The organism is Kribbella sp. NBC_00709 (genome assembly GCF_036226565.1).
GTDB lineage: Bacteria > Actinomycetota > Actinomycetes > Propionibacteriales > Kribbellaceae > Kribbella.
In genome coordinates, this window is the sequence record NZ_CP108996.1 from 3,536,836 (window position 1) to 3,562,256 (window position 25,421).

The window sequence follows — 25,421 nt, forward strand, 5'->3', positions numbered from 1 at the left end:
GCGATACGTAAAATGTCAATCCCAGCAGAAATCGATACGCTTTCAGTATGCATGTCGAGGATCTGCGGTGGTTCGCCGTACTCGCGGAGACCGAGCACCTGACCGAGGCCGCCGCTGCACTGGGGACCAGCCAGCCGAATCTGTCCCGGTCGCTGCAGCGGGTCGAGCGCGCTTTCGGGGTGGCGTTGTTCGAGCGGGAGCGCCGCGGGGTGCGGCTGAATCCGTACGGCCGGCTTGTACTGGAGGCCGCACGGGCCTCGACGACGGCGGTCGACACCGCTCGGCGGCGGATAGATGCGCTGGTGGACCCGGAGTCCGGCACCGTGCGGCTGGCCTTCCTGCACTCGGTCGCGACCAGTCTGATGCCTGACCTGCTGAAGGCCTTCCGTGCGGACGCGCCGAACATCGGGTTCGCGCTGCGGCAGGAGCCGGCGCACGACATCGTCCAGGACCTCGAGACCGGTGAGGCCGAGATCGCGATCATCGCACCCCGGCCGGACCCCTCCCGCTTCGGCTGGCATCTCCTCGAGCGGCAGAGGCTGTGTCTGCACGTGCCGCCCGGGCACGCCCTGGCTTCTCGGCATCGAGTCGAGCTGGAGGAGGTACGAGACGAGCCGTTCGTCGCGCTCCAGCCCGGCTTCGGCTTCCAGCGGGTGACGGATCGGCTGTGCCAAGCGGCGGGATTCACCCCGCGGTTGGCGTTCCGGGCGACCGACCTCGCCACGATCGACAGCCTGGTCGGCGCGGGTCTCGGTGTGGCGATCCTGCCGGCGGGTGCCGTGCGCGGGAACGACAGCGGCGCGGTCTCCGTACCGTTGGCCGGCGTACACGCGCGGCGTGAGATCGGGATGTCATGGCGGTTGAGTACGCCGTTGACGCCCGCGGCGGAGCGTTTCCGGACGTTCGTCCGATCCCGGCCGGTCACGTCCAGCTGACTGCCGTGACAGTGACTTCCGTAGCGTTCGTCCAATTTTCCAGGTGTCGACTTGCAGTGAGAGGGCATTCCAACGCACCCTTTCCTGCGTGAGGAAGCGTCTGGGTTCGTTCCGGCCGAGTCGCCGGCTGCTGTTCGCAGCCGGGACGGCGGCAGCTGCGTCGACGGTTGCGGCGGCGTCCGCGGCCGAGGCGGTCCCGGGCTCACCGCAAGCCGCGACCGACGCCGCGACCGGACTGGGCTCGCTGGGCAATTACGGCTCCGGTGTGCTCGGCGCCTGGGCGCGGCAGGCACGCGCGATCTCGAACGAGGCGCAGATCCGCCGGACCCGGGAGAACGACGGCGTCTTCATGTTCGGCGACAGCATCGGCGTCCAGGACGGACCGGCGCTGGTCCGGCAGTTGGCGAAGCTCGGCATCATGACCGCCGTGCACAACTGGGCCGGCCGCCCGGTGACGCCCGCGGTCGACGCGCTGGACACCTGGGCACAGGACTACGGCCTGCCGCACCGGATCCTGATGTCGGTCGGCTCCAACGACATCTTCACGCCGCCGGCAGTCGCCGCCCAGGTCGACCGGACCATGCAGATCGCCGGTCCGGAGCGGACCGTGTACTGGGTCAACGTGCAGGCCGCCCGCACCGCGTTCATCCCGGAGATCAGGGTTGCCGACCAGCGCAACAGTGCCTGGATCAACCTGCAGCTCGCCGAAGCCCAGCGCCGCCACGACAACCTGCGGATCGTGCACTGGGCCGAGCACCTGGCCTCCAGCCCGAACCGCCTGGCCCGGTACCTCCGCGACGGCCTGCATCCGTCGGTCCCGCTCGGGCAGAACGCCCGCAACAGCCTGATCATCGACGCGATCAAGGCCGGCTGAGTGCGGCTGATCGCCGCACCCAGCCGGTACCTGACCTAGAAACCCGCGGTGATGCGGGTGAAGTCCCAGTCGCCCTGGGCGATGCCGCTGCAGTTCGAGACCACACCGCCGCCGGCACAACCGCGGTCGCGGTTCACCGACCAGAACGCCAGCCGGCCGAGCCCGTTGCTCTTGGCCCAGCTGGTGATGTTCTGCCAGGTCGCGGTCGACGTCATCTCCTGCTGGTCGGACAGACCGTTCATGCCGGAGATGCCCTGGTGCGCGTACGCCTCCGCGGTGGACCAGCCGAAGGTCGACTTCAGCTTGTTGTTCAGGCCCTGGGACGCGCCGACCGTGTCGTTGTAGATGTTCGAGCTGCCGAAGTCGAACGGCATCAGCGTGAAGATGTCGATGTTCGCGCCGAGCGCCTTCGACTGGTCGATCAGCCGGTTGCCGTAGTACGTCGGGCCGGTGGTCGACGTACCGAACGTGACGATGGTCTGGATACCGGGGTTGTTCTGCTTGACGATCTTCAGCGCGTTGAGGATCCGGTCCTGGACGGCCTCGTTCTCGAACTCGTCGGAGTTCTCGATGTCGATGTCGATCGCCTTCAGGTTGTAGGCGTTGATGACCTGCTGGTACGCGCCGGCCAGCGCCTCGGGCGTGCTGCAGTTCGGGCCGAGCTTGTTGCCGCTCCAGCCGCCGAACGACGGTACGACGTCACCGCCGGCTGCCCGGATCGCCGCGATCGCGTTGGCGTCCGCACCGCCTTGCAGAGGCCGGGTGCTGTCCCAGGCCGGGCTGCAGCCGCCGCCCGACAGGACGAAGGCCATGGTGAACCACTTGATCCCGGTCGCGTTCATGACGGTCGCCGGGCTCGGTGGGTCTCCCCAGCCCATGTACAGGTACGGCGCGGCCTGCTTGGTACCCGTGTTCCCGCCACCGGTGCCGGTCGTGACCGAGACGCTGCTGCTCATCGGTCCTTCACCGGCGCTGTTGGACGCACTCACCTGGTACGAGTACGACGTGTTGGCGCTGAGGCCGGAGTCCGTGTAGGACGTGCCGCTGGGCGAGCCCACCTTGCTGCCGTTGCGGTAGACGTTGTAGCTGGTGGCGCCCGATGCCGCGGACCAGGACAGGTTCACCGACGTACCTGACGCCGTACCGGACAGGCCTGTAGGTGCGCCAGGGGCAGTGCCGCCCCCGCCGCCCGAGCACGAGCCGCCGTTCAGTCGGCAGGCGGCGAGTCCGGCGAAGTTGCCCGGGCTGCCGTTGAAGCCGAAGCTGACCGTCGCGCCAGGTGCGAGCGGTCCAGCCCAGCTCGGTGGGGTGAACGTGTGCGTCTGTCCATTGCTGGTGTGGTTGGCGTCCCACGTGCTGGTGACGGTATAGCCGGACGGGAAGTCCAGCGCGACCGACCAGGTGCTGAGAGAGCTGGTGGTGCCGTTGGTGACGGTCACCTTGCCCTCGAAGCCGGTGCCCCAGTCGGACACTTTGGTGAAGGTGGCAGAGACTCCTGCCGCGCTGGCCGCCTGTGCGGTCAGCAGAGCGATGACGACGGCCGCGATGGCCGCTATCGCCAGAGAGATGCGTTTCATGATGCTCCGATCAGTGGGCGGTACGTGATCAGACCTGGCCCCAGAGTGCGGGGACGTTCGGTGGCTCCCAGCCGGTCAGGGAAGTGTGGCCCTGGATGCACTTGTAGGTGACGCCGTTGTAGGTCACCAGCGCACCTGTCGCGTACGTCGTGTTCGGCGCCCACGGAGTGGCCGATGTGGGCGGCGTTGTCGGCGGCGTGGTGGGCGGCGTGGTGGGCGGCGTGGTCGGGGGAGTCGTGGGCGGTGTTGTGGGAGGTGTGGTCGGCGGCGTGGTGGGCGGTGTCGTCGGGGGGCCGCTGCAGCCGGCGGTGTCGGCGTTGACCGCGTCGACCACGTTGTTGAAGAGGGTGACGCCGGGGTCGAGTGCCTCGAGGGAGTACATCATCGCGCCGGCCAGCCCGTTGCAGTGCTGGTAGTCGGCCTTGGCCTTGATCGACTGAGCGTTGTCACCGGACCAGAACGTGCCGTTGCTGTAGAACCACGACGACTTCGTGGCGTCGTCGAAGTACGTGCTCGACGGGTTGTCGACGAAGCCGGTGAGCTCCTTGTAGAACGAGACACCTGGCACGTTGCCGCTCAGTGCATGTCCGTCGGCCGGTCCGGTCGCGGTCTGGTACTTGCCGTTGGCTGTGGCCGGCACACCCTTCCATCCCCTGTAGTAGAAGGGATATCCGATGCTCAGCTTGTTCGCCGGGAACCCGCCAGGGATGCCGTACGCCGAGTCGCCCGTCGTCCACGCCTTCACCGCGGAGTCGACCGAGTACTTGCCCTGACCTGGTGGGATCGGGTTACTGGGGTCGTTCGGCGCTGTGTAGAGCGGGTCCTGGAAGTTGGTCGGCCCGGTGGCCTCCCAGCCGCCGTGCATGTCGTACGTCATCACGTTGTTGTAGTCCAGGTACTGCCCGATCTTGTTGGTCTCGATCGTGGCGATCTTGTCCTGGCCGGCCGGTGTCGCGGCGGTCAGGTAGTACCGCTTGCCGGTCTGGCTGCCGTACGCATCGAGCTGGGCGCGGAACTCGGCCAGCAGCAAGGTGAAGTTCTGCTTGTCGGCAGCGCTGTAGTGGTTGCCGACGTGACCGTTCGGCGAGCCCGGGTACTCCCAGTCGATGTCGACACCGTCGAAGATCCCGGCCGCCGAACCGGCGCCGCCGAAGCCGTCGATGACCGGCAGGTCGCCCTTGAGGAACATGTTCACGCAGGAGCTGACGAGGGCCTTGCGCTTGGCGTCGGTCGAGGCGGCGTCGGAGAAGTACTTCGAGTACGTCCAGCCGCCGATCGAGATCAGGATCTTCAGGTTCGGGTACTTCGCCTTCAGCTTCTTGAGCTGGTTGAAGTTCCCCTGGATCGGCTGGTTCCACACGTCCCCGACCCCGTCGACGCTGATGTCCGCGCCGTACGACTTGCCGTAGTCGGCGAACGCGTCACCGGCGCCGTCACCGGCGTTCGGGTTGTTCTCGTCCTGCGACGCGGCCTTGTTGGCCATGAAGCAGGTGTGGTTGGCCGGATCGATGTTCGCGAAGGCGTAGTTCAGGAAGTCCAGCTTGGCGGCCGCGCCGGTGGTGATCAGGTTCTTTGGATAGAAGGCGTTGGCGTAGATACCCCACTGGGTGAAGTACGCCGTCTTGACGCCACCGCTGCTCGCCTGGGCCGTGGTGGCGGCGCTGGCGGTGGTGGCGGCGTCCGGGCCGGCGAGGGAGACGCCGGCGGCGGTGAGCAGGGCGGTGGCCGCGACGGCTGAGGTGGCGGCGAGCAGGCGTAATCGACTCATCAGAGATCCTCCGGAGCGATGGGACGGAAGCGGTCCGGTGAAATTTAGTTAAAGACGCTTCGAAAGGAACCGTAACCGTTCATGGCGGGTTGGTCGCGGGCTCGTCGTGGCGGGTTCCCGCTGCTGACGGAAACCCGACAACGCTTTGTCCACAGGGAATTCGTTCGGGTCCGCGGAACAGGCCGAATCACGGCATGTTCTAGGCATGGACACAAACTCACCGACCACTTCGGTGCTCATGGCAACTACCAACGAAGCCCTGCTCGACGATCTCCTCCGGCTGGCCGCTGCCGCGTCGCTCACGCCTCTGGTCGAGCCCGACCTGCACGGCCTCCGGCGCAACTGGCACACCTGCTCGTTGGTCGTGGTCGGCCGCGATCTGGCCGAGCCACTGGCCCGTCTTCAGCCCGCTCACCGTCCAGGAGTCGTCGTGGTCGGCTCGGCGCTCGACGGCGACGATCTCTACCGCTGCGCCTTCGACGTCGGCGCCGATGTCGTCTGCCGGTTGCCCGACGACGAGTCGTTGCTCGCCGGCAAACTAGCCGATGCCCTGGATGGTGTCAGTCGCACGGCCGTCACCCTCGCCTTCGTCGGCGGCTGCGGGGGAGCGGGAGCCACCACACTCGCCGCTGCTGTGGCGGTCTTCGGCAATCGACGTGGGTTCCGGACGATGCTTGTCGACGGCGATCCGCTCGGCGGCGGCATCGAGCTTGCCCTTGGCATCGAACGCGACCCTGGCGACCGTTGGCCCAAACTCCTCAACGCGGCCGGCCGTGTCAGCGCCGCCGCTCTCCGCTCAGCATTGCCATCCGTCGACGGCCTGGCCGTCCTGTCGTGGGACCAGTCCGACGTCACCGTGCTGCCACCAGACACCATGAGCTCGGTCATCGGCGCCGCGCAACGCAGCAATGACTTGGTCGTCCTCGACCTACCTCGCCGCGCTGATCCCACCGTCGAGGAAGGCTTCATCCGCTCCACCGCCACCCTCCTCGTCGTCCCCTGCGACGTCCGCTCGGTCGCCGCCGCCAAACGCCTCTCCGGCCCACTCCGATCCGTCGCCGGCGACCTCCGCGTAGTAGCCCGCGCCTCCCGCCCCGGCCTCTCACCCACCGACGTCTCCCATCACCTCTCATTGCCCTTAGCAAGCAAACTCGGCATCGACCGAACCCTCCCCACCGCCATGGACCAAGGCCACTTCACCCCCACCTCCCGAAGCCCCCTGACCCGAGCCGCCACCACCCTCCTCAACCTCTTCAACCTCACAACCCCAGCCACCGCATGACCACCACCGACGTCCCCACGCAGTTGCTCGACCGCGTCCGGGGCGCCCTCGCCTTGACCGGCGCCGAGCCGACTCCTGTTCACGTCGCCGCAGCACTCCGCGCCGACGGCACCATCTGTGGTGACGCCATGGTCCTAGCGGTCGTGACCGCCCTCCGCCGCGAGGCCCTCGGCGCCGGCCCGCTCGACAGCCTCCTCGCCGAGCCCGGCGTGACCGACATCCTCGTGAACGGCCCCGACGAGGTCTACATCGACCGCGGCCGCGGCCTCGAGTTCGTCGCCATCCGCACGGGTGACGAGGCCGCCATCCGACGCCTCGCCACACGCCTCGCAGCCGCGGCAGGCCGCCGCCTCGACGACTCCACGCCGTACGTCGACGTCCGCCTCTCCGACGGCACCCGCTTCCACGCCATCCTCGCCCCGATCGCGGCACCCGGCACTTGCCTGTCCCTCCGCGTCCCCTCCCGCAAGGTCTTCACCCTCGACGACCTCGTCGCAACCGGCGCACTTCCACAGGCCGGTGCTGCCGTCCTTCGCGACCTCCTGGACTCCCGCCTCGCATTCCTCATCAGCGGCGGCACCGGCACCGGCAAGACCACCCTGCTCAACTCCCTGCTCTCGCTGGCATCCCCATCCGAACGCCTGGTCCTAGTAGAAGACGCCAGCGAACTCCGCCCCGACCACCCACACGTCGTACGCCTCGAAGCCCGCCCACCCAACGTAGAAGGAACAGGCGAAATCTCCCTCCGAGACCTTGTCCGCCAAGCACTCCGCATGCGCCCAGACCGCCTGGTAGTAGGCGAGGTCCGAGGCCCTGAAGTAGTCGATCTCCTGATCGCGTTGAACACCGGCCACGAAGGCGGCTGCGGCACCATCCACGCCAACTCCGCCGCAGACGTCCTCGCCCGCCTAGAAGCTCTAGGTGCCCTGGCCGGCCTCACCCGAGAAGCCATCCACAGTCAGATCGCCTCCGCCCTCCACGCTGTGGTCCACCTGACCCGAACCCCCGCAGGCCATCGCCGCATCACCGAAATCCACACCTTCACCCACAACCGCCAAGGCACCCTGACCACCCAGCCGGCGGTCACCTTCCACCCCAACAACACCCTCACCCTCCACCCACCCGCCCACCTCTTCACCAACCCCGCCCCCGCGCCTACCTCCACGGCCGGTGCCGCATGAGACCAGCCTTCCTCGCAGCCCTCCTGACTCTCGTCACCTGCACCCTCGCGCTCCCACGCCCCGCCGCACCCCTGCATCGCCTACAAACCCAACCCAGCAAGCGCTCGCGCCCATCACCCACCGGCCCACGAACCGCCACCGCGCAACTCCCGATCGCGCAACTCACCGACGCGCAACTCACCGACGGACAACTCGCCGACAGCCCCCCAACCCGCCGCCAGCTCCGAGCGCGACTGACCCGCGCCGGCCTACTAACCCTTCCACTCGCCCTAGCCACAGCGGTCCTCGGCCCTCAGGCCCTCGTCTCAACCTTCGCGATCGCCGCCGTACTGACCCTCATCGCCAACCAACGAACCCAACGCCAGCGCCAGAGATCCACCGCCGCCCGCCGCACCAACCTCATCGAGGCCCTCGACGTCCTGGCCGCCGACCTCTCCGCCGGCCGCCCACCAATCGCCGCCCTCGAAGGCGCAGCCTCCATCAGCCCCGACCTCGAAGTAGCCCACGCCGCCGCCAAGCTCGGCGCCGACGTACCCACCGCCCTGATCCGAGCATCAACCAATCCGGGCGCAACCAGCCTCCGAGCCCTGGCCGCCGCCTGGCGCGTCACCGAAGAATCCGGCGCCGCCTTCGCAGCCCTCGTCGACCGCCTCGCCAACTCCCTCCGAGCCGACGAAGCCATCCACCGCCAGACCGAATCCAGCCTCGCCGGTGCCCGCTCCACCGCCCGGATCCTCGCCATCCTCCCCGTCTTCGGCATAGCCCTCGGCTACTCACTAGGCGCCCACCCCCTCACCTTCCTGACCACCACCCCACCCGGCTGGCTCTGCCTAACAACCGGCCTGACTCTCACCGCCCTAGGCCTCCACTGGACCACCCGCCTCTCCGCCCACCCAACCTGACGCCATGCCCCACGCCTTCGCAGCTGCCACAGCCGTTGCCCTAAGCATCTTTCTCCTGATGCCACCCCGCCTCGACCTACGCCGTCTGAGCCGCCCCCAACCCCGCACCCGCCCCCGAACTCCATCCCTCCACCGCCTGGCCGCAACAACCACAGCCCTAGGCGCATTACTCCTCATTGGCCTCCCCTGGGGCGCAATCCCAGCTGTCATCGCCCTGTACGTCGTCCCACGTGCCCTCTCGCGCCTAGAACCAGCCGCCACCAGACAACGCAACGCCCGACTGACCCGCGACCTCCCTCTAGCCATAGACCTCCTGACCGCCTGCCTCCGCGCGGGCCGCCCACCCCAACAGGCCCTGACCCTCGTAGCCGAAGCCCTCCCCGGCCCTCTAGCCGACCTCTTCACAAAGATCGCCCGCCACCTAGCCCTCGGTGCGGACCCAGCAATCGCCTGGGCGCAGCTAAACGCCGAACCTGCCTGCGCCCCCATGTCCCGAGCCATCACCCGCTCGCTCCGCTCCGGCGCCCCACTCTCCAAAACCCTCGAACACCTAGCCGACGAAACCCGCCGCTCCCATCACCACACCGCCGACCAACAAGCCCGAGCCACAGAGTCCCGCGCAGCCCTCCCACTAGGGCTCTGCTTCCTCCCAGCCTTCGTCCTCCTCTCCATCGTCCCAACCATCGCCGACTCCCTGATCCCGTACGTCATCAACCCCTGACCCCGTCATCCACAACCCCCAAACCTCTTAAGAAAAAGCCCACCCAACAACGGCATGTTGTAACCAAACCCCAACCCACGCCAAGGAGACCCCCCAAATGCCCACCCCCGTAGTAGCCCCCAGCAACAACCTCGACTCCCACACCCTTGACCCGGCCAACTCCCAGACCCCCGCCCACCTCCCCGCACACCCCCTGGCGCATCGCCGCGCCCGCACCCTGCATCGCATCCGCACCCTCGGGGGCCTCCGCACCCGCACAGAACGCGGCGCCGCAACCGCCGAGTACGCCGTCACGATCGTGGCCGCGTGCGGCCTCGGCGGCATCTTGGTCGCCCTCCTCAAGTCCCCCGTGATGATGAACGCCCTCAAAGCCCTCATCAACTACGCCCTGAAAATCGCCGGCGTAGAAGGAGTCCACCTCTAACCACACCCACCGCGGGCACGATCCCGCCACCAACCACCCACAATCCGGCGACCGGTCGGCCCACCCTCCCCGACCGGTCGCCACCCTAAGGAGCCCCGATGCCCCGCCGCTCCCACCGCACCACTCAACCCACCAGCTCCGACCGCACCAGCAGCTCACGTCGTGCCGAGTGGGGTGCTGTGACGGCTGAGTTGGCAGTTGCTCTTCCTGTGTTGTTTGCTCTGCTCCTGCTGGGGGTCTGGTCCATCGGACTCGTTGTCCTCAACATCCGGTGCATCGACGCCGCGCGCGACGTGGCCCGCGCAGTAGCGCGCGGCGAACCACCCGATCAAGCAGAGTCCGTCGGCCACCGCACGATCCCCTCCGGGACGATCACCATCAGCCGCGACGCATCAGACATCCACGTGACCGTCACCGCGACCCCCACCCACACCCCGCCGATCCTCACCCTCCTCACGCCCACCCGCATAACAGCAACCGCCACCCTCCAAGCCGAACCCGAGGCCGCCCCATGACCCACTCCGAAAGCGGCAGCGCCACCCTCCACACCCTCCTCGCCGCCGCACTCCTCCTCACCGCTCTGGCCGCAGCCACCCTCTGGTCCACCATCTCCACTGCCCGCCACAAGCTCACCGCTGCAGCCGACCTAACCGCCCTGAGCGCCGCCCAATCCCTCGCCACCACGCAAACCCTCACGACACCACCGGTCAGTCCAACAACAGGGCGGCCCCATACGACCCCGCCGAAGCCAACCACTGCTGCGGCACCTGCCATGGAGTCCCTGGTAACCATTGGCTCCAGAACCACGCCCGAGATTTCCCTGAGTACGCAGGGACTTCCCGCGGTGGGCTCGCCGAGTGCCGATCCGCCTCAACCCAACACTCCGCCCGCCGCGCCCTGCGAGACTGCCGCTCGGACGGCCATGCTCAACAAGGTCCGTCTCGCCAGCTGTGACGTGACCAGCAATGCCGTAACCGTGCAAGTGGCGCTCGAGCTCGACCTTTCGCTGGCGCACCCGACCCTCACAGCTACTGCCCGAGCAGGCCCGCTCTGACCACGTACGCCGCCTCTGACCCGAGCCTGGTTCTGGTGTGGTCGCGATCTGGTCGCAATCTGGTAGAGATGCCGCGTTGATGTGGACGACGTACGGGACCGCGCTCCATGATCTGGAACCGAGTCCTACTCATGTTCCCGGACGTACTTCCCCGGCGCCCGGACGCTACCTCGGAGGCCCCGCTTGCCCGACCGGATTCGGCTGCTGCTGGTCGATGACCAGATCCTCAGCCGAGGCTTGCTCCGCAGCGGTCTGGAGCGCGAGCGCGATCTGGAGATCGTTGCCGAGCTCAACAGAACCGACGACGTCGTGAGTGCTGCGAAGCGACATCGCGCGAACGTCGCTCTGCTCGACGCGGGTGGACCGGGGAGTGACAGCATCACCGTCACGACCAAGCTGCGGACGTCGATGCCGGAGTGCCGGGTCGTCATGCTCACGACGTACGGTCGGCCGGTGCACTTGCGCCGCGGGCTCGATGCCGGGGCGAAGGGGTTCGCGCTGAAAGGATGTCCGGCGCCACAGCTAGCGGATGCAGTACGACGGGTGCACCTGGGGCTTCGCGTGGTCGACGCGAATCTCGCCGCTGAAACCCTCCAGTACTCCGAGACTCCCCTCGACGAGGGCGAGACCGAGACCCTTCGCGCGGCACGTGAAGGCGGGTCCGTCGCGCTGATGGCGCGGAAGCTGGACGTCTCCGAGCGCGTCGTCCGTACTCGCCTGTGGTCAGCGATCGGCAAGACCGGAGCACGCACTCGCTCAGACGCCATCCAAGTCGCCGAACAAAACGGCTGGCTCCTCGACTGACCCGAGCGCTCGGCACGGGATGATCCGGGGCGGTCGCGGAGCCGCTGCCGCCTTCTCGATCCGATTCCGCGTGGGGTGAGTGGAGTGGGGGTGGTTGGGAGGCAGACTGAGGTCGTGGCTGGTGGGCGGAGTCGGGTGGTTGTGGTTGATGCTGCCAACGTGGTGGGGTCTCGGCCGGATGGGTGGTGGCGGGATCGGGTCGGGGCTGCTCGGCGGTTGCTGGTTCGGCTTGCTGCGTTTCAGGAGCGGTTGCCGGACACCGATGTGGTCGTGGTGCTTGAAGGTGCAGCCTGTCGGGCGGTGTCCGGGGAGGATGCGCCGGACACCGGGCAGGTTCGGGTGGTGCTTGCCCCGGGTTCGGGTGACGACACGATCGTGAGCGTGACCGCTGAGGTTGTTGCGCAGTCACACCGTCCCGCAGTCACAGTCGTCACCGCGGACCGCGGCCTACGCCAACGAGTAGAAGCCACCGGAGCCACCACCACCGGACCCAGTTGGCTCCTCGACCAGCTCGACGACCTGCCGAAGTAGCCGCGCCTACGTCCGCTCCCACCGGCTCAAGCATCTCGCCCGCCGCGGTGACGATCGAGCAAGCTCCCACCCGAGTCGCTCAGCACCCACGGCGTTTCTGTTGGAAGCCTCATCAGCCTGGTGTTCGCGTGAGGTCAGGCGCAGGCGGATAGGAAGTTGCCGGTGTGGGTTACGAGGAGGTGGGGGCCGGGGGTGGCAGGGAGGTGGGCTTCGGGGGTGCGGATGGGGTGGCGGGTGCCGTCGGGGGTGATGACGAGGGTGTTCGCGGCGTCGAGCGCGATGAGTTCGTCGTCGGCTCGGATGAGGACGGGCGCTGTGTAGGACCAGGAGAGGGCGGTTCGGCCGGCGGCGAGGGCTTCGAGGGTGGCGGTGGGGAGTTCGTCGGGGCCTTCGGCGGAGGCGTCGACGGCGATCCAGGTGGTTGGGGTGCCGGGCGGGGTGATGGACGTGGGGTTGTGCCAGTCGCTTCCGCCGATGGGCGTTGTGCCTTCGAGGCCCCAGGCCTGCCACCACGCGATGGGTCCACCCCAGGTGTGGTCCAGCCAGGAGGAGTGCCAGATTTCGGCCAATGGCGGGTGCTCGGGGAGCGGGTGACGCCAGGAGCAGTCGCCGCCGAGTGGGTGGTTGATCGAGAGCAGACCGCCGCGGCGCGCGACCTCGGAGACCCAGGTGGCGGCGGGTTGGCGGAAGTCGATCGGGCCGATCTCGCCGAACGCGTTGGCGTGGCCGGTGTCGGTGGTGACTTCCTGGCCTGGGATCAGGCCGATGCCGAAACGCTTGCTGAGCGAGGGGAGTTCGGCGTGGTGGGCGACGGTGTTGTGGTCGGTGACGGCCAGTACGTCGAGGCCGGCCGACACTCCGAGTGCGGCGAGGTTGGCGATCGGAGTGGAGCCGTCGGAGTGGAGTGAATGAGCGTGGAAGTCGCCCGCGATCCACTTCAGTCCGGAGGATGCGGGGAGGGTACGGCGCGGTGGGCGAGGTGGTACGGCGATCGCGGCCGACGCGTCGGCGTACTCGGTCAGGCCGGGGATGTTGTCGACGGGGCCGGTGGTGGCTTCGACGAGGAGTTCGACGCCTTCGACCGGGATTCGGTGGAGGCCGAGGACGATCCACCAGGTGCCTGGTTCGAGGTCACCGGATAGGTAGCCGGGGGTGGCGGCGTCGGGGGTGATGGCGAAGGTTTGCCGGGCTCCGCCGGACCAACCGCGCCAGCCGGCGGCGCCCTCGCAGCCGATGTCGATGACGGCGCCTTCGACCGGCGGGATGGTGAGCGTGACCAGGAGGCCGGGGCAGTCGGCCGGGATGTCGACGGGGAGCGAGTGCCAGGGCGACTCGGCCCGATCGTCCAACGTCCAACGCCGGCGGTAGGAGGTGACAGCCATCAGACGACCTCCCGGCTCTCCGCCGTCGAGCGGTGGTGGTGTGGAGTGAGGGTCATGAGGCGACGGGGATCGGTTGGCGGGCGAGGAGTTCGCCGGATTCGCGGTCGTACAGGAGGACGCGGGTGGCGGGGGCGGTGAGGACGACTGCGGACCCGGGGGACGGTTCGGTTTCCTCGGGGACGGTGACGCCGACGAGAGTGCCGTCGCAATCGACGGTGACCAGCGACTGCGTGCCGAGGTTCTCGGCGACGAGCACGACGCCCCGGAGGGCCGGACCGGTGACGTCACCCGACGCGACGGTCAGGTACTCGGGCCGGATGCCGACCGTCACCTCAGCGTCCTCGGGAACAGAAGCCGTAGTCGCAGGCAACGAACCGCCTGCGACGGACACCGCGCCGACCTCGCTGGACCCCGAGGAAGAGCTCACCTTCCCGGGGAGGAGGTTCATCGGAGTGGAGCCGATGAAGTTGGCGACGAAGGTGTTGCTGGGCCGGGCGAAGACCTCACGAGGGGAGCCGAGTTGCCGGAGCTTGCCGGAGTCCATGACCGCGATCCGGTCGGCGAGGGCGAGGGCCTCGGCCTGGTCGTGGGTGACGAAGACCGTGGTGATGCCGAGGTCGCGTTGGAGCTTCTTCAGGAACGTGCGGGCTTCGAGGCGGAGCCGGGCGTCGAGGTTCGACAGCGGCTCGTCCAGCAGTAGCACCTTGCCTCGCGACGCGATCGCACGCGCCAGGGCGACACGCTGCTGCTGGCCGCCCGACAGTTGGGCGGGTTTGCGCTCGAGGAGACCCTGCAGTGAGAGTTCGCCGGCGGTGCGCTCAGCGGTCTCGGCGCGGGTGGCCGCGGCGACCCGGCGTACCTTCAGCGGGTAGGTGATGTTCTCGGACACGCTCATGTGTGGGAAGAGGGCGTAGTCCTGGAAGACCATCGCCACGCCCCGCTTGCCGGGCTCGGTCCTGGTGACGTCGGCCGCGTCGATGCGGACCGTTCCCTCGGACGCCGCCTCGAGGCCGGCGATCGTCCGGAGCAACGTCGTCTTGCCGCAGCCGGACGGGCCGAGCAGGGCGAAGAACTCGCCGTCGGCCACGTGCAGGTCCAGCCCGTCGACGGCGCGGACGCCGTTCGGGTAGACGGTTGCGAGGCTTTCGATGTCGATGCCCGCCATCAGCTCTTGATCCCTCCGTGGAAGCGGAACCCGTATCGCGAGTTCACCAACAGGTACAGCACGACGACCGGGATCGAGAACAGCAGCGAGAACACCGGCAGCACCTGCAGGTTCACACTGCCGCCTTCGTCGGTGAGGGTCTGCATCAGCACCGCACCGGGCTGCTTGTCGATCGACCGGAGAAGCAGGAAGGGCACCAGGAAGTTGCCCCAGGAGTTCACGAACGCCCAGACCATGATGGTCGCCAGCCCAGGCCGTGCGACCGGGAGTACGACGTCCCGCAGGATCTGGCCCGTGGATGCGCCGAAGACGCGCGCCGACTCCTCGTACGACTTCGGCACCGCGTCGACGAAGTCCTTCAGGATGAAGATTGCCGCCGGCAACAACCCGCCGGTCATCACCAGCGCGACCCCGAACCGCGAGTCGATCAGCCCGAGCTGGAACATCATCACGAAGATCGGCACCATCGCCGCCGTGCCGGTGACCACCGACGACAGCAGCAGCAACCCGTACAGCAACGCGTCGCGGCCCGGGACGCGCACCCGCGACAACGCGTACGACGCCAGCGCCGCGAACGCGGTCACGGCAAGAGCGGTCGTCACACAGATCAGTAGCGAGTTGACCATCGAGTGCATCGCATACGGATGCTCGAAGGTCTTCCGGAAGTTCTCCAGCGTCCAGTCCGGCCAGTGCACGCCAAGGCCGGGCGAAGCGTCGAACGGCGCCGAGGCGATCCACAGCATCGGTACGGCGAAGAACAGCGTGATCGCGCAGATCAACACGTAGAAGCCGATGCGCCGCAGGACGAAGGCGGGGGTTGTCGGCAACGACCGCCTGGTCATGAGCGCCTCCTCAACAGTCGCAGATAGACGAGGGAGACCAAGAGGTTCGCGATCAGCAGCAGGAACGAGATCGCCGACGAGTACCCGAGCTCACCGCCCTGCAGCGCGACGTTGTAGATGTACACCGGCACGGTCTCGGACTCGTGGTTCGGTCCGCCCTTGGTGAGCAGGAACGGCGAGAAGTCGTTCGCCGTCCACAGCGAGATCAGCAGCGTGTTCGTCAGCACATGCCCGCGGATGTGCGGGAACACCACGTCCCGCAGCGTCTGCCAGCCCGACGCCCCGACCATCCGGGCCGACTCGAGCTGCGACGGTGGGACGGCCTGCAGCGCGGACGAGTAGAGCATCATCGAGAACGCCGTACCGCGCCAGGTGTTGAACACCACGAGGCAGGCCATCGGATAGTCGATCAGCCATGCGGTCCCCTGCGTGCCCAGCAAACTGTTCAAAGTACCGCCGTCGCGGTCGTAGAACGCGACCCACAGGTACGCGACCACCGTCGACGGCAGGATCCACGCCAGCAGCGTGAAGGCCTCGACCGTACGGCGGACGGCGGGGCGGGTACGACGAAGAATCCAGGCCAGCGTGAACCCGAGGATGTTCTGCCCGATGATCGCCGAACCGAGCACGAACACCAACGTCAGCCACAACGCGTTGTGGAACAGCGCGTCGTTCAAGGCCTTGGTGTAGTTCGACAACCCGACGATCGACGGCGACACGGCCTCGACGCCGGTCAGCCGGTAGTTGGTGATGCCGATGTAGATCGTCCAGACCGCGGGGAAGATCAGGAACGCGCCGATGAGCAGGAACGCGGGGGCGACGAAGCCGAAGGCCCGGCCGACGCCGAGCCCGGCGACATCCCGCGCGGGAGCTCGCCCCCGCGCGGGAGCAGATGCGGAAGCCATCAGTTACTGGTGACCTTGTCCTTGCTGCCGGCCGCTGCCTCGACCGCCTTCTCGTACGCCGTCGCGGCGGCGTCGGTGCTCTTGCCGGCGACCACGTCCGCGGTCGCCTGCTGCAGCGCGGCCGAGACCTTCGGGTACTCCGCCAGACCCGGACGGAACTGCGTGATCGGCAGGACCTTCTCGGCGATGAAGCTCAGCATCGGGTCGCTCGCCAGCACCTCGCTGTTGACGTCCGAGCGCTGGGTGATCTTGGCCGCGCCGTCGAGGGACGCCTTCACCATCTCCGCGGAGTTCATGAACTGCAACAGCTCCCACGCCTGCTGCGGGAACTTCGTGTTCGGGTTGATCACGGTCGCGCCGCCACCCGACATCGAGACGAAGTCCTGACCCTTGACGCCGCCGCCCGGCTTGCTGGCCGGGATCAGCGCCCAGCCCACCGCCGAGTCGCGGTCGGCCATCTTGGCGACACCCTGCTTGGGCTCCACCACGCTGCGCCAGAAGTAGTCGCTCTCACCCAGGATGCCGATCTTGTTCGCCGCGAACTCGGCGAACGACTTGTCCCGGCCCTTCGCCTCCTTCTGCAGCACGGGGTCGCCTAGACCGGTGCTGTAGACCTGGTGGTAGAAGTCGAGCACCTGCCGCAGCTGCGAAGTGTTGCCCAGCCACTTGCCGTCGGTGTTGATGGTCGCGCCGGTGCCGACCAGCAGCGGCAGAATGCCCTGCATGGTGGTCGCCTCGCCCATCGCCGTCCCGGCATTGATCTGGATCGGCGTCACGCCGGGCAGCTTCTTCAGCGCCTGACCGGCGGAGATGACGTCGTCCCACGACTTCGGCTGCCAGTCGGCGGGCAGGCCGGCCTGCTGGAACAGTTTCTTGTTGAAGTACAGCACCCGGCCGTCGGTGCCACCGGGGACGCCGTACCGCTGGCCGTTGTAGCTGCCGAGCGCCTGGACGGACTCCGGGATCTGCTTCCAGCCGTCCCAGTCGTTCACCTTGGCGGCGTCGCCGACGGTGTCGGTGAGCGGCTTGATGTAGCCGGCCTGGGCGAACTCGCCGACCCAGATGCCGTCGATCTGGAACAGGTCCGGTCCGGACTTGTTCGACAGGTCGAGGGACAGCTTCTGCTTGTAGACCTCGTCGTCGGAGCCGTCGCCCTGGAACTTGACCGTGACGTCGACGCCCTTGCCCTTCTGTTCGGCGACGAACTTCGGGATCAGCACGTCCTCCAGGAACGTCGCCCCGGCGCTGCTCTTGCCGCCCTTGACCGAGTTCGAGCCGATGGTCAGCTCGACCGTCTTGGCGTCGGCGTTGCGGTTCGCGTCCTGGCCGCCGCTGTTGCCGGAGTCGGACGAGCCGAGGCATCCGGTGAGCAGGGCGAGGGCCGCGGCGCCGAGGACGCCGGCGGTGGTCAACCGCGAGAGAGATCGCATCAGGGCTCCTAGCGAAAGTGGTCCAGCGAGAGTGCCGGTCAAACATTGGCACTCTCGGGCGACTATGTGAAGACTTTTTCCCAACCCGGAGAAGAACGTTGTCAGGGGCTGTAGGCAACCAAGTGCCGACTGTCAAGCCGGGATCCCGCGGTACGCATTGCGGACGGGTTAAAGGATGCTCAAGGTTCTGTGGCAACAGGTAGTTGACTAGATACAGACTGTGATCACGGGAGCTACTGTCTTGCCGACCGGTTCAGTGGATCGGAGGTGAAAGACATGGGACTGCTCCACGGAGTGGCTTGCCTTCTCGACGACCTGCTTGACCACTGCCATCACTGGTGTTGGTGGTGACCGTGGCCGCCTGGTGACGGCTGCGGACCTGGCGGCCGAGCGGTGACGACGACGCCGGGCTCCCGCTGACGCGCAAGCAGCGGGGAATCCGGAAGTCAGCCCCGAGCACCGAGCGACCGTCGTTCGATTCACCAGACACAACAAGTGAATGTCGATCCGAAGGAGAGAGAAAACGGCCGGCCCCGACAATGTCGGGGCCGGCCGTCTGTCTGGCTGGAACCTCCTCGGTCAGCTCTGCGCCAGCTGCATCATCTGCTTCGGCAGCACTGTCATCTGGGCCGGGATCGGCAGCTGTGGCCGGAGCAGCGACAGCAGGCTGGCCGCCGCGCCCGCGATCGGCAGCGGCAGGGCCAGGCCCAGCGACGCCAGCAGCGCGTTCACGAGCGCCAGCACCGCGCCCAGGATGTCCAGGCTCGGCACCGGGAGTCCGGCCCAGGCCTGGATCGGCGTGCCGGCAGCGTTCATGCTGCCGGTCGGTTGCGCCTGCTTGGCCTTCCCCTTGCCAAGCAGCGATGTCAGGGCGAGACCGCTGGCATCGTTCACGAACGTGCCCGCGTCCTTGTCGTAGCTCCACTTCTGCCCGTTGCCCTCACGGCAGGGCAGCACCAGCAGCGGCGCGGCGGCCGGTACCTTCACCAGGTCCGCACCGCTGTCCAGGCAGGCTCCGGTCGTAGCAAGGGCGCCACCGACGCTCTTGCTCATCGCGACCTGCAGCTGGCCGGACTCGGTGTAGATCCACTCCTGGGTCTTGCCCTCCTTGCCTGGAGCACACGCCATCATGACGGCCATCGGGACCTTGGCGGCCGCGACGAACGTCAGGCAGTAGCGCGTGTCGGAGCGAGTGGCGATCTGTTGTGCCACGCCCACCGTGACGCCCGGTGTCTTCGAACCGCCGGAGACGGGGTTCGCGGCCTGGGCCGGTACGGCGGTGGCGAGTGCGACGCTGACTGCGAGCACTGCCACGCCGGTGCGGCTGAACAGCTTACGGATGATCAAGACAACCTCCAGAGGTCGTGCTATCTCAGTGAGCGTCAGGTCGTCGGGACCCCGTGCGCGAGCCGGTATGCCGGCAGTGACTCAGCGCGACGTTGACGCCACAACAAGTAAGGCACAGGTGTGACCGGGGAGGTTATGCCGATCAAGTGAAACTTGATGCCAATGGCAACTAACTGCCATCCCGATCTCGTTGCGCAAGGCATCGAAATCGGGCCGCCGGGTCGCCGAGCGACCGCTGTGAGGTGATCGAGATCTTACGGCAATCCGGTGATATTCCGGTAGCTTGCCGGGTTAGTTGATGCCATAGGCAACAGAGTGGTCAGTGCGGCTGCTTGGTGTCCTTGGGGTCCGGCGCGAGCTCCTGCTCGGTCGCCAGACGCTCATCGGCAACCGTTTCGCTGCTGGTCTCCAGGGCGGGGGAGGCGTCACCCTCAGTGATCTCCCCACCGACGGTGTCACTCGGCGTGCTCGTCGCCTGGGCGCGCAGCTCGCGCATCTCCTTGCGCCGGCGGTAGCCCCGGCCGAGACCCTTCTTCAGCAGCCACAGCCCGACGATCAGCGCGGCGCCGGCCAGGACGCCGAGGAAGAAGACGGTCGGCACCGAGACGCCGAAGTCGACTCCGAAGACCTCGAGCTTGGTGGACGCGGTCGACGACACCGAGACGCCCAACCCGAACAGCACCGCGAGGGCGATCAGAACAATTCCGAGGACGGCCATAGCAAGCTGCCTTTCCGCCGGCTGCGCCGGCCCTTCAGGCGAAGGGGGTGTCTGACGGATCATCGCCTACTGCGGGGCACTCGGCACGGCACCTCGGCGCACGGGTGCAAAGGCCACGATGCTCCGCATCGAGACCTTCGCCCCCGTACGCCGATGCACCGCACCGAGCACCTCCTCGCTACGGCGCTGATCCATCAGACACCCCCTCACTACTTAGCAAAGCGGAGAGCAGCGCCACGGCGCCGCTCTTGTCGAGTGGGTTGTTCTGGTTCCCACACTTGGGCGACTGTACGCACGACGGGCATCCATCCGTGCATTCACAGTGTGCAATCGCCTCGCGTGTCGCGGTCAACCACTCGCGCGCCGCGGCGTACCCGTGTTCGGCGAATCCGGCCCCGCCCGGGTGGCCGTCGTAGACGAAGACCGTCAAGCAGCCGGTGTCGGCGTGCTTGGCCGTGGACACGCCGCCGATGTCCCAGCGGTCGCAGGTGGCGAAGAGCGGCAGCAGCCCGATCGAGGCGTGCTCGGCGGCATGCGCGGCTCCCGGTATGTCGGCCAGCCCCAGTCCGGCGACCGTGGTGTCGGGCATCGTCCACCAGACCGCCTTGGTCCGCAGCGTGCGCTCCGGCAGGTCCAGCGGCTGCTCGTCGAGTACATCGCCGGTCGCGATCAGTTTGCGCTGGAACGAGATGACTTGGCTCGTCACCTTGACCCAGCCGCGCGACAACTCCGCCGTACCCCAGCTGCACGTCTCTTCGGTCGCCAGGATGCTGATCTCGGTCGTGTCCCGCGCGAACGTCGTGTAGTCCGGGGAGGCCTGCTCGACGACAGCTGCGTGCTCCTCGAGGTCCAGCGACCGGACCAGGTACGACTCGCCGGCGTGGACGTAGACGGCGCCCTCATGGACAGAGGAGTGCGCCGAGCCGCCGTCGACCGTGCCGAGCAGCCGACCGGTGTGGTCCTCCACGATCTGCACGGTCTTCCCGCCGGCCGACCGGATGTCGATGGCGTCGACGGCCCGCTCCCGGCGCGTCCAGAACCAGCCGTGCGGTCGCTCCCGCAGCGCGCCCTGCTGCACGAGCTGTGCGATGACCTGCGGTGTCGTACTCCCGAAGATCTCGAAGTCGTCCGCGGTCAGCGGCACCTCCTGCGCAGCCGCGCACAGCTGCGGGCCGAGGACATAAGGGTTCTCCGGGTTGAACACCGTCGCCTCGACCGGTCGACCGAAGATGGCGCTCGGGTGGCGCACCAGATAGGTGTCCAACGGGTCGTCGCGCGCGATCAGCAACGCCAGCGCGTCCCCACCGGCTCGCCCTGCCCGCCCGGCCTGCTGCCACAGCGATGCGCGCGTGCCAGGCCAGCCAGACAGCAGTACGGCGTCCAGTCCGGCGATGTCGATGCCCAACTCGAGAGCGTTGGTGGCCGCGACACCGGTCAGCTCACCGCTCTGCAACATCCCCTCGAGTCGTCGACGCTCCTCCGGCAGGTATCCGGCCCGGTACGCCGACACCTGGTCGATCAGCGTCGGGTCGATCTCTGCCAGGTTTTCCCGGGCTGTCATCGCGACCGACTCCGCACCACGCCGAGAACGGACGAACGCGACAGTCCGGACACCTGTGACGACCAGATCGCTCAACAGGTCGGCCACCTCGGCTGTAGCGGATCGTCGCACCGGTGCGCCGTTCTCACCATGCAGTGCGGTCAGTGGCGGCTCCCAGAGGCCGAAGGCGATACCGCCGCGCGGTGAGCCGTCCTCGACCACCTCCACCATCGGCAGACCGGTCAGGCGCTCGCCGGACACCGCCGGCTCGGCCACGGTGGCCGAAGCGCAGATGAAGATCGGGTGAGCGCCGTACTGCGCGCAGACCCGCCGCAGCCGCCGCAGTACGCCGGCGACATGCGCACCGAAGACGCCGCGGTAGTGGTGACACTCATCGACCACGACGTACTGCAGGCAGCCCAGAAAGCGCGCCCAGCGCTGATGATTCGGCAGAACCGACCGGTGCAGCATGTCCGGGTTGCTCAGCACGTACGTCGCATGGTCACGGGCCCAGTCGCGCTCGCTCCGCTCGGAGTCCCCGTCCAGCGTCGTCGCACGCAGTCCAGGCACGGTGTACGACGAGACCGCGCGGAGCTGGTCGTGCGCCAGCGCCTTGGTCGGAGACAGGTACAACAAGGAGGCCGTGCGGCGATGTGGTGACGCGGCCTGCGCGATGCTCAACGTTGCAAAGGCCGGCAGCAGGTAGCCGAGTGACTTGCCCGAGGCGGTCCCGGTCGCGACGACGACATGCTTCCCGCCGTACGCCGCTTCGGCCGTGGCGACCTGGTGGGTCCAAGGTGCCGTGATCCCGGCGTCGCGCAACTGGCCGAGCACCTCGTCCGGGACCCAGCGCGGCCAATCGCACGTTTGTCCCGATCGCGGTGGCACGGACTCGACATGCGTCAACCGGTCGTCGCGACCGGCGGCCAGGCGCTTCAGGACCGCCTCCGCCTCACCACCTGCACGCATACCGCGAGCCTAGTGCTCGCCACGGACAGCGAAATCTGCTGAGGATCAGCTGAGGATGCACGAGCCGCGTGCACGGTCGGATGCACCCGGCTTTTTGCGGAGGGGAATCGACTTCGGTCTGACGAGATGAAAGAGTTTTCGGCAACGGGTCTTACTCACGGTCCGTACATGGTTGAATGCAGCAGTTCACGGGATCGGAGGCCGAAGTGGATCTGTCGCTGACCGCGCGCGCCGAGGGCGGGCGCACCGTCATCGAGGTGGCGGGGGAGATCGACGTCTACACCGCACCGAAGCTCCGCGAGAAGATCGCCGCGCTGGTCGACGAAGGGGTCTACGACCTGGTCATCGACCTGGAACGCGTGGAGTTCCTGGACTCCACCGGCCTCGGCGTTCTCGTCGGCGGACTCAAACGGGTGCGCACCCACGACGGCTCGCTGTCCCTGGTCTGCACCCAGGAACGGCTGCTCAAGATCTTCCGGATCACCGGCCTGACCAAGGTCTTCGACATCCACCCGGACGTCGCCTCGGCGATCTGAGGCCGACGACCCGAAGCGAAAAGGTGTCCGCTCTGCTACGAAGAGTGAGCTGCTTGCTCAGACACTCGGGTATGGCGTAGACCACCCTGTCGTCAGGTCTGGTCGGGAACCCGTTAGAGTAGCCCACCGCGCCAGTCCATTGGCGTTGTGTCGTATTTCCCCAACCCTTCGGTTGCGGCAGATGGGGGCCGTCAAGCCTGGATGGGTTGCCTACAAGGAGGACGGATGTCCGCGTCGCTTGCTCCACAAGCGGTGGATCTTTCGTCGAGCAACACCACACTGGTGATCGTCGTCGGGGTGATCGCGATCCTCGCGGTCGCCATCGCGATGGTCTTCCGGGGCCAGGTGCTTGCCGCGAACGATGGCACCGAGAACATGAAGACGATCGCCGCTGCGGTCCAGGAAGGTGCCTCGGCCTTTCTGAGCCGGCAGTTCCGGACGTTGTCGATCTTCGCCGTAGTCGCATTCCTGTTGCTGTTCCTGCTGCCTGCTCACACAGACGGCGGCAACGAGACCACGCTGAAGATCTTCCGATCCGTCTTCTTCCTGGTCGGCGCGGGCTTCTCCGCCCTGATCGGCTACCTGGGGATGTGGCTCGCGACGCGCGCCAACGTCCGGGTCGCCGCGGCCGCGCGGGACGAGGGCCGCGAACCGGCGATGCGGGTCGCGTTCCGTACCGGCGGCACGGTCGGCATGGCGACCGTGGGCCTCGGCCTGTTCGGCGCCGCGCTCGTCGTGCTGCTGTTCAAGGGTGACGCCCCGACGGTGCTCGAGGGCTTCGGCTTCGGCGCCGCGATGCTCGCCATGTTCATGCGGGTCGGCGGCGGTATCTTCACCAAGGCCGCCGACGTCGGCGCCGACCTGGTCGGCAAGGTCGAGCAGAACATCCCCGAGGACGACCCGCGCAACGCCGCCACCATCGCCGACAACGTCGGTGACAACGTGGGTGACTGCGCCGGTATGGCGGCCGATCTGTTCGAGTCGTACGCCGTGATGCTGGTGGCCTCGCTGATCCTGGGCAAGGCCGCGTTCGGCGAGCAGGGCCTGATCTTCCCGCTGATCGTGCCGACCATCGGTGCGATCACCGCGGTCGTCGGCGTCTTCCTGACCCGTCCGCGGACCGGTGAGAACGGCCTGCGCACGATCAACCGGGCCTTCTACATCTCCGCGATCATCTCCGCCGTGCTCTGCGCGGTGGCTGCGTTCGTCTACCTGCCGAGCAGCTTCAAGGACCTGACCGGCGCCAGCGCGACGATCGCCGCGTACGACGGTGACCCGCGGCTGATCGCCACCGTTTCGGTGATCATCGGCATCGTGCTGGCCGCCATCATCCTGGCGCTGACGGGTTACTACACGGGCACCGAGGACAAGCCGGTCAGGGACGTCGGCAAGACCTCGCTGACCGGTGCCGCGACCGTGATCCTGTCCGGTATCTCGGTCGGTTTCGAGTCCGCCGTCTACACCGCCGTGGTGATCGCGGCGGCCGTCTACGGCGCCTTCCTGGTCGGCGGTTCCGGTGTGGTCGCGCTGTTCGCGATCGCGCTGGCCGGCTGTGGTCTGCTCACCACCGTCGGTGTCATCGTTGCGATGGACACCTTCGGCCCGGTCTCCGACAACGCGCAGGGCATCGCTGAGATGTCCGGTGAGGTGGACGGCGAGGCGGCCCAGATCCTGACCGAGCTGGACGCCGTCGGCAACACCACCAAGGCCATCACCAAGGGCATTGCGATCGCGACCGCCGTACTGGCCGCGACCGCGCTGTTCGGCTCCTACACCGACTCGATCCGGACCTCTCTGGGCGACAACTACGCCAAGTTCGAGGCCGAGGCGCTGGTGTTCAACCCGGGCACCCTGGTCGGCATCATCCTCGGTGCGGCCGTCGTGTTCATGTTCTCCGGTCTCGCGATCAACGCCGTCGGCCGTGCCGCCGGTGCGGTCGTCTACGAGGTCCGTCGCCAGTTCCGCGACATCCCCGGGATCATGGAGGGGACGGGCAAGCCGGAGTACGGCAAGGTCGTCGACATCTGCACCCGGGACTCGCTGCGGGAGCTGGCCACGCCTGGTCTGCTCGCGCTGACCGCGCCGATCGCCGTCGGCTTCGGCCTCGGCGCCGCGGCGCTGGCCGGCTACCTGGCCGGTGCGATCGGCGCCGGCACGCTGATGGCGGTCTTCCTGGCCAACTCCGGTGGTGCCTGGGACAACGCCAAGAAGCTGGTCGAGGACGGCAACTGGGGCGGTAAGGGTTCGCCCGCGCACGAGGCCACCGTCATCGGTGACACCGTCGGCGACCCGTTCAAGGACACCGCCGGCCCGGCCATCAACCCGCTGATCAAGGTGATGAACCTGGTCTCGGTGCTGATCGCTCCGGCCGTCGTCGGGATGTCGGCGATCGGCGACGACCCGAACAAGGCGCTCCGGATCATCATCGCGGTCGTCGCGGTGGTCATCCTGGCCGCCGCGGTCTACGTCTCCAAGCGCCGGGAGTCGGTCATCTCCGACACCCCGGCCGAGGTGAACGCGGCCGCGTAGTACGC

23 protein-coding genes are annotated in these 25,421 nt (G+C 67.7%); 13 read left to right on the forward strand and 10 right to left on the reverse strand.

What is annotated here, in order from left to right; translation table 11 throughout:
• The first annotated feature begins 47 nt into the window (after positions 1 to 47).
• Positions 48 to 935: a LysR family transcriptional regulator gene (locus tag OHA18_RS17490; RefSeq protein ID WP_329005170.1), complete on the forward strand. Its 888-nt coding sequence runs from the start codon at positions 48 to 50 to the stop codon at positions 933 to 935.
• An 88-nt stretch (positions 936 to 1,023) separates the two neighbouring features.
• On the forward strand, positions 1,024 to 1,809 hold the full coding sequence (locus OHA18_RS17495) for a hypothetical protein (protein WP_329005171.1): 786 nt from the start codon (positions 1,024 to 1,026) through the stop codon (positions 1,807 to 1,809).
• A gap of 35 nt (positions 1,810 to 1,844) precedes the next feature.
• Here OHA18_RS17495 and OHA18_RS17500 read toward each other — a convergent pair whose 3' ends face one another.
• Positions 1,845 to 3,386 (reverse strand): glycoside hydrolase family 18 protein, encoded by a 1,542-nt coding sequence (locus tag OHA18_RS17500; protein ID WP_329005172.1) that lies wholly within the window; start codon positions 3,384 to 3,386, stop codon positions 1,845 to 1,847.
• A 28-nt stretch (positions 3,387 to 3,414) separates the two neighbouring features.
• Positions 3,415 to 5,154, reverse strand: a complete 1,740-nt coding sequence (locus OHA18_RS17505) for a glycosyl hydrolase family 18 protein (RefSeq protein WP_329005173.1) — start codon at positions 5,152 to 5,154, stop codon at positions 3,415 to 3,417.
• A 205-nt stretch (positions 5,155 to 5,359) separates the two neighbouring features.
• Here OHA18_RS17505 and ssd point away from each other — a divergent pair, with 205 nt between their 5' ends.
• The 9 genes from ssd to OHA18_RS17545 all read left to right on the forward strand — a co-directional run bounded on the left by ssd (position 5,360) and on the right by OHA18_RS17545 (position 12,053).
• Positions 5,360 to 6,436, forward strand: a complete 1,077-nt coding sequence (gene ssd, locus OHA18_RS17510; RefSeq protein WP_329005174.1) for a septum site-determining protein Ssd — start codon at positions 5,360 to 5,362, stop codon at positions 6,434 to 6,436.
• On the forward strand, positions 6,433 to 7,617 hold the full coding sequence (locus OHA18_RS17515; RefSeq protein ID WP_329005175.1) for a TadA family conjugal transfer-associated ATPase: 1,185 nt from the start codon (positions 6,433 to 6,435) through the stop codon (positions 7,615 to 7,617). Before ssd ends, OHA18_RS17515 begins: the two co-directional genes overlap by 4 nt.
• On the forward strand, positions 7,614 to 8,519 hold the full coding sequence (locus OHA18_RS17520) for a type II secretion system F family protein (protein WP_329005176.1): 906 nt from the start codon (positions 7,614 to 7,616) through the stop codon (positions 8,517 to 8,519). Before OHA18_RS17515 ends, OHA18_RS17520 begins: the two co-directional genes overlap by 4 nt.
• A gap of 58 nt (positions 8,520 to 8,577) precedes the next feature.
• Positions 8,578 to 9,240 carry a type II secretion system F family protein gene (locus tag OHA18_RS17525; protein WP_329006126.1) on the forward strand — a complete coding sequence of 221 codons (663 nt, stop codon included), beginning with the start codon at positions 8,578 to 8,580 and terminating at the stop codon, positions 9,238 to 9,240.
• Positions 9,241 to 9,337: 97 nt separating this feature from the next.
• Complete coding sequence (locus OHA18_RS17530) at positions 9,338 to 9,664, forward strand: DUF4244 domain-containing protein (protein ID WP_329005177.1); 327 nt, start codon at positions 9,338 to 9,340, stop codon at positions 9,662 to 9,664.
• A gap of 98 nt (positions 9,665 to 9,762) precedes the next feature.
• Positions 9,763 to 10,179 carry a TadE family type IV pilus minor pilin gene (locus OHA18_RS17535; protein WP_329005178.1) on the forward strand — a complete coding sequence of 139 codons (417 nt, stop codon included), beginning with the start codon at positions 9,763 to 9,765 and terminating at the stop codon, positions 10,177 to 10,179.
• Positions 10,176 to 10,718 carry a flp pilus-assembly TadE/G-like family protein gene (locus OHA18_RS43320; protein WP_442914394.1) on the forward strand — a complete coding sequence of 181 codons (543 nt, stop codon included), beginning with the start codon at positions 10,176 to 10,178 and terminating at the stop codon, positions 10,716 to 10,718. Before OHA18_RS17535 ends, OHA18_RS43320 begins: the two co-directional genes overlap by 4 nt.
• A gap of 183 nt (positions 10,719 to 10,901) precedes the next feature.
• Entirely contained in the window at positions 10,902 to 11,522 is a 621-nt protein-coding gene (locus OHA18_RS17540) for a response regulator transcription factor (RefSeq protein ID WP_329005179.1), read from the forward strand.
• 141 nt (positions 11,523 to 11,663) lie between these two features.
• Positions 11,664 to 12,053: an NYN domain-containing protein gene (locus OHA18_RS17545; RefSeq protein ID WP_329005180.1), complete on the forward strand. Its 390-nt coding sequence runs from the start codon at positions 11,664 to 11,666 to the stop codon at positions 12,051 to 12,053.
• Positions 12,054 to 12,187: 134 nt separating this feature from the next.
• Here the strand turns inward: OHA18_RS17545 and OHA18_RS17550 are convergent, their stop codons facing one another.
• The 8 genes from OHA18_RS17550 to OHA18_RS17585 all read right to left on the reverse strand — a co-directional run bounded on the left by OHA18_RS17550 (position 12,188) and on the right by OHA18_RS17585 (position 22,351).
• Positions 12,188 to 13,435 (reverse strand): CehA/McbA family metallohydrolase, encoded by a 1,248-nt coding sequence (locus OHA18_RS17550; RefSeq protein ID WP_329005181.1) that lies wholly within the window; start codon positions 13,433 to 13,435, stop codon positions 12,188 to 12,190.
• Between the two features lie 52 nt (positions 13,436 to 13,487).
• Positions 13,488 to 14,600 carry an ABC transporter ATP-binding protein gene (locus OHA18_RS17555; RefSeq protein ID WP_329005182.1) on the reverse strand — a complete coding sequence of 371 codons (1,113 nt, stop codon included), beginning with the start codon at positions 14,598 to 14,600 and terminating at the stop codon, positions 13,488 to 13,490.
• Positions 14,600 to 15,442 (reverse strand): carbohydrate ABC transporter permease, encoded by an 843-nt coding sequence (locus tag OHA18_RS17560; protein ID WP_329005183.1) that lies wholly within the window; start codon positions 15,440 to 15,442, stop codon positions 14,600 to 14,602. Before OHA18_RS17560 ends, OHA18_RS17555 begins: the two co-directional genes overlap by 1 nt.
• Positions 15,439 to 16,347, reverse strand: coding sequence for a carbohydrate ABC transporter permease (locus OHA18_RS17565; RefSeq protein WP_329005184.1), 909 nt, complete (start codon positions 16,345 to 16,347; stop codon positions 15,439 to 15,441). Before OHA18_RS17565 ends, OHA18_RS17560 begins: the two co-directional genes overlap by 4 nt.
• On the reverse strand, positions 16,347 to 17,777 hold the full coding sequence (locus OHA18_RS17570) for an extracellular solute-binding protein (RefSeq protein ID WP_329005185.1): 1,431 nt from the start codon (positions 17,775 to 17,777) through the stop codon (positions 16,347 to 16,349). Before OHA18_RS17570 ends, OHA18_RS17565 begins: the two co-directional genes overlap by 1 nt.
• Before the next feature lie 579 nt (positions 17,778 to 18,356).
• On the reverse strand, positions 18,357 to 19,124 hold the full coding sequence (locus tag OHA18_RS17575; protein ID WP_329005186.1) for a hypothetical protein: 768 nt from the start codon (positions 19,122 to 19,124) through the stop codon (positions 18,357 to 18,359).
• Positions 19,125 to 19,443: 319 nt separating this feature from the next.
• Positions 19,444 to 19,842 (reverse strand): hypothetical protein, encoded by a 399-nt coding sequence (locus OHA18_RS17580; protein ID WP_329005187.1) that lies wholly within the window; start codon positions 19,840 to 19,842, stop codon positions 19,444 to 19,446.
• Positions 19,843 to 20,020: 178 nt separating this feature from the next.
• Positions 20,021 to 22,351: a DEAD/DEAH box helicase gene (locus tag OHA18_RS17585; protein ID WP_329005188.1), complete on the reverse strand. Its 2,331-nt coding sequence runs from the start codon at positions 22,349 to 22,351 to the stop codon at positions 20,021 to 20,023.
• A gap of 176 nt (positions 22,352 to 22,527) precedes the next feature.
• Between OHA18_RS17585 and OHA18_RS17590 the strand changes: the two genes are divergently transcribed.
• Both OHA18_RS17590 and OHA18_RS17595 read left to right on the forward strand, forming a co-directional pair.
• Positions 22,528 to 22,887: an STAS domain-containing protein gene (locus OHA18_RS17590; RefSeq protein WP_272948965.1), complete on the forward strand. Its 360-nt coding sequence runs from the start codon at positions 22,528 to 22,530 to the stop codon at positions 22,885 to 22,887.
• Positions 22,888 to 23,112: 225 nt separating this feature from the next.
• Positions 23,113 to 25,416, forward strand: a complete 2,304-nt coding sequence (locus OHA18_RS17595; RefSeq protein WP_329005189.1) for a sodium-translocating pyrophosphatase — start codon at positions 23,113 to 23,115, stop codon at positions 25,414 to 25,416.
• The last annotated feature ends 5 nt before the right edge of the window (positions 25,417 to 25,421 follow it).

What these genes read in the sequence shown, in the direction of transcription:
- OHA18_RS17490 (WP_329005170.1), top strand. Translation starts at nt 48, where the DNA reads ATGCATGTCGAGGATCTGCGGTGGTTCGCCGTACTCGCGGAGACCGAG.
- OHA18_RS17500 (WP_329005172.1), bottom strand. Translation starts at nt 3,386, where the DNA reads ATGAAACGCATCTCTCTGGCGATAGCGGCCATCGCGGCCGTCGTCATC.
- OHA18_RS17505 (WP_329005173.1), bottom strand. Translation starts at nt 5,154, where the DNA reads ATGAGTCGATTACGCCTGCTCGCCGCCACCTCAGCCGTCGCGGCCACC.
- ssd (WP_329005174.1), top strand. Translation starts at nt 5,360, where the DNA reads ATGGACACAAACTCACCGACCACTTCGGTGCTCATGGCAACTACCAAC.
- OHA18_RS17515 (WP_329005175.1), top strand. Translation starts at nt 6,433, where the DNA reads ATGACCACCACCGACGTCCCCACGCAGTTGCTCGACCGCGTCCGGGGC.
- OHA18_RS17520 (WP_329005176.1), top strand. Translation starts at nt 7,614, where the DNA reads ATGAGACCAGCCTTCCTCGCAGCCCTCCTGACTCTCGTCACCTGCACC.
- OHA18_RS17525 (WP_329006126.1), top strand. Translation starts at nt 8,578, where the DNA reads ATGCCACCCCGCCTCGACCTACGCCGTCTGAGCCGCCCCCAACCCCGC.
- OHA18_RS17530 (WP_329005177.1), top strand. Translation starts at nt 9,338, where the DNA reads ATGCCCACCCCCGTAGTAGCCCCCAGCAACAACCTCGACTCCCACACC.
- OHA18_RS17535 (WP_329005178.1), top strand. Translation starts at nt 9,763, where the DNA reads ATGCCCCGCCGCTCCCACCGCACCACTCAACCCACCAGCTCCGACCGC.
- OHA18_RS43320 (WP_442914394.1), top strand. Translation starts at nt 10,176, where the DNA reads ATGACCCACTCCGAAAGCGGCAGCGCCACCCTCCACACCCTCCTCGCC.
- OHA18_RS17550 (WP_329005181.1), bottom strand. Translation starts at nt 13,435, where the DNA reads ATGGCTGTCACCTCCTACCGCCGGCGTTGGACGTTGGACGATCGGGCC.
- OHA18_RS17555 (WP_329005182.1), bottom strand. Translation starts at nt 14,600, where the DNA reads ATGGCGGGCATCGACATCGAAAGCCTCGCAACCGTCTACCCGAACGGC.
- OHA18_RS17560 (WP_329005183.1), bottom strand. Translation starts at nt 15,442, where the DNA reads ATGACCAGGCGGTCGTTGCCGACAACCCCCGCCTTCGTCCTGCGGCGC.
- OHA18_RS17565 (WP_329005184.1), bottom strand. Translation starts at nt 16,347, where the DNA reads ATGGCTTCCGCATCTGCTCCCGCGCGGGGGCGAGCTCCCGCGCGGGAT.
- OHA18_RS17570 (WP_329005185.1), bottom strand. Translation starts at nt 17,777, where the DNA reads ATGCGATCTCTCTCGCGGTTGACCACCGCCGGCGTCCTCGGCGCCGCG.
- OHA18_RS17580 (WP_329005187.1), bottom strand. Translation starts at nt 19,842, where the DNA reads ATGGCCGTCCTCGGAATTGTTCTGATCGCCCTCGCGGTGCTGTTCGGG.
- OHA18_RS17585 (WP_329005188.1), bottom strand. Translation starts at nt 22,351, where the DNA reads ATGCGTGCAGGTGGTGAGGCGGAGGCGGTCCTGAAGCGCCTGGCCGCC.
- OHA18_RS17590 (WP_272948965.1), top strand. Translation starts at nt 22,528, where the DNA reads ATGCAGCAGTTCACGGGATCGGAGGCCGAAGTGGATCTGTCGCTGACC.
- OHA18_RS17595 (WP_329005189.1), top strand. Translation starts at nt 23,113, where the DNA reads ATGTCCGCGTCGCTTGCTCCACAAGCGGTGGATCTTTCGTCGAGCAAC.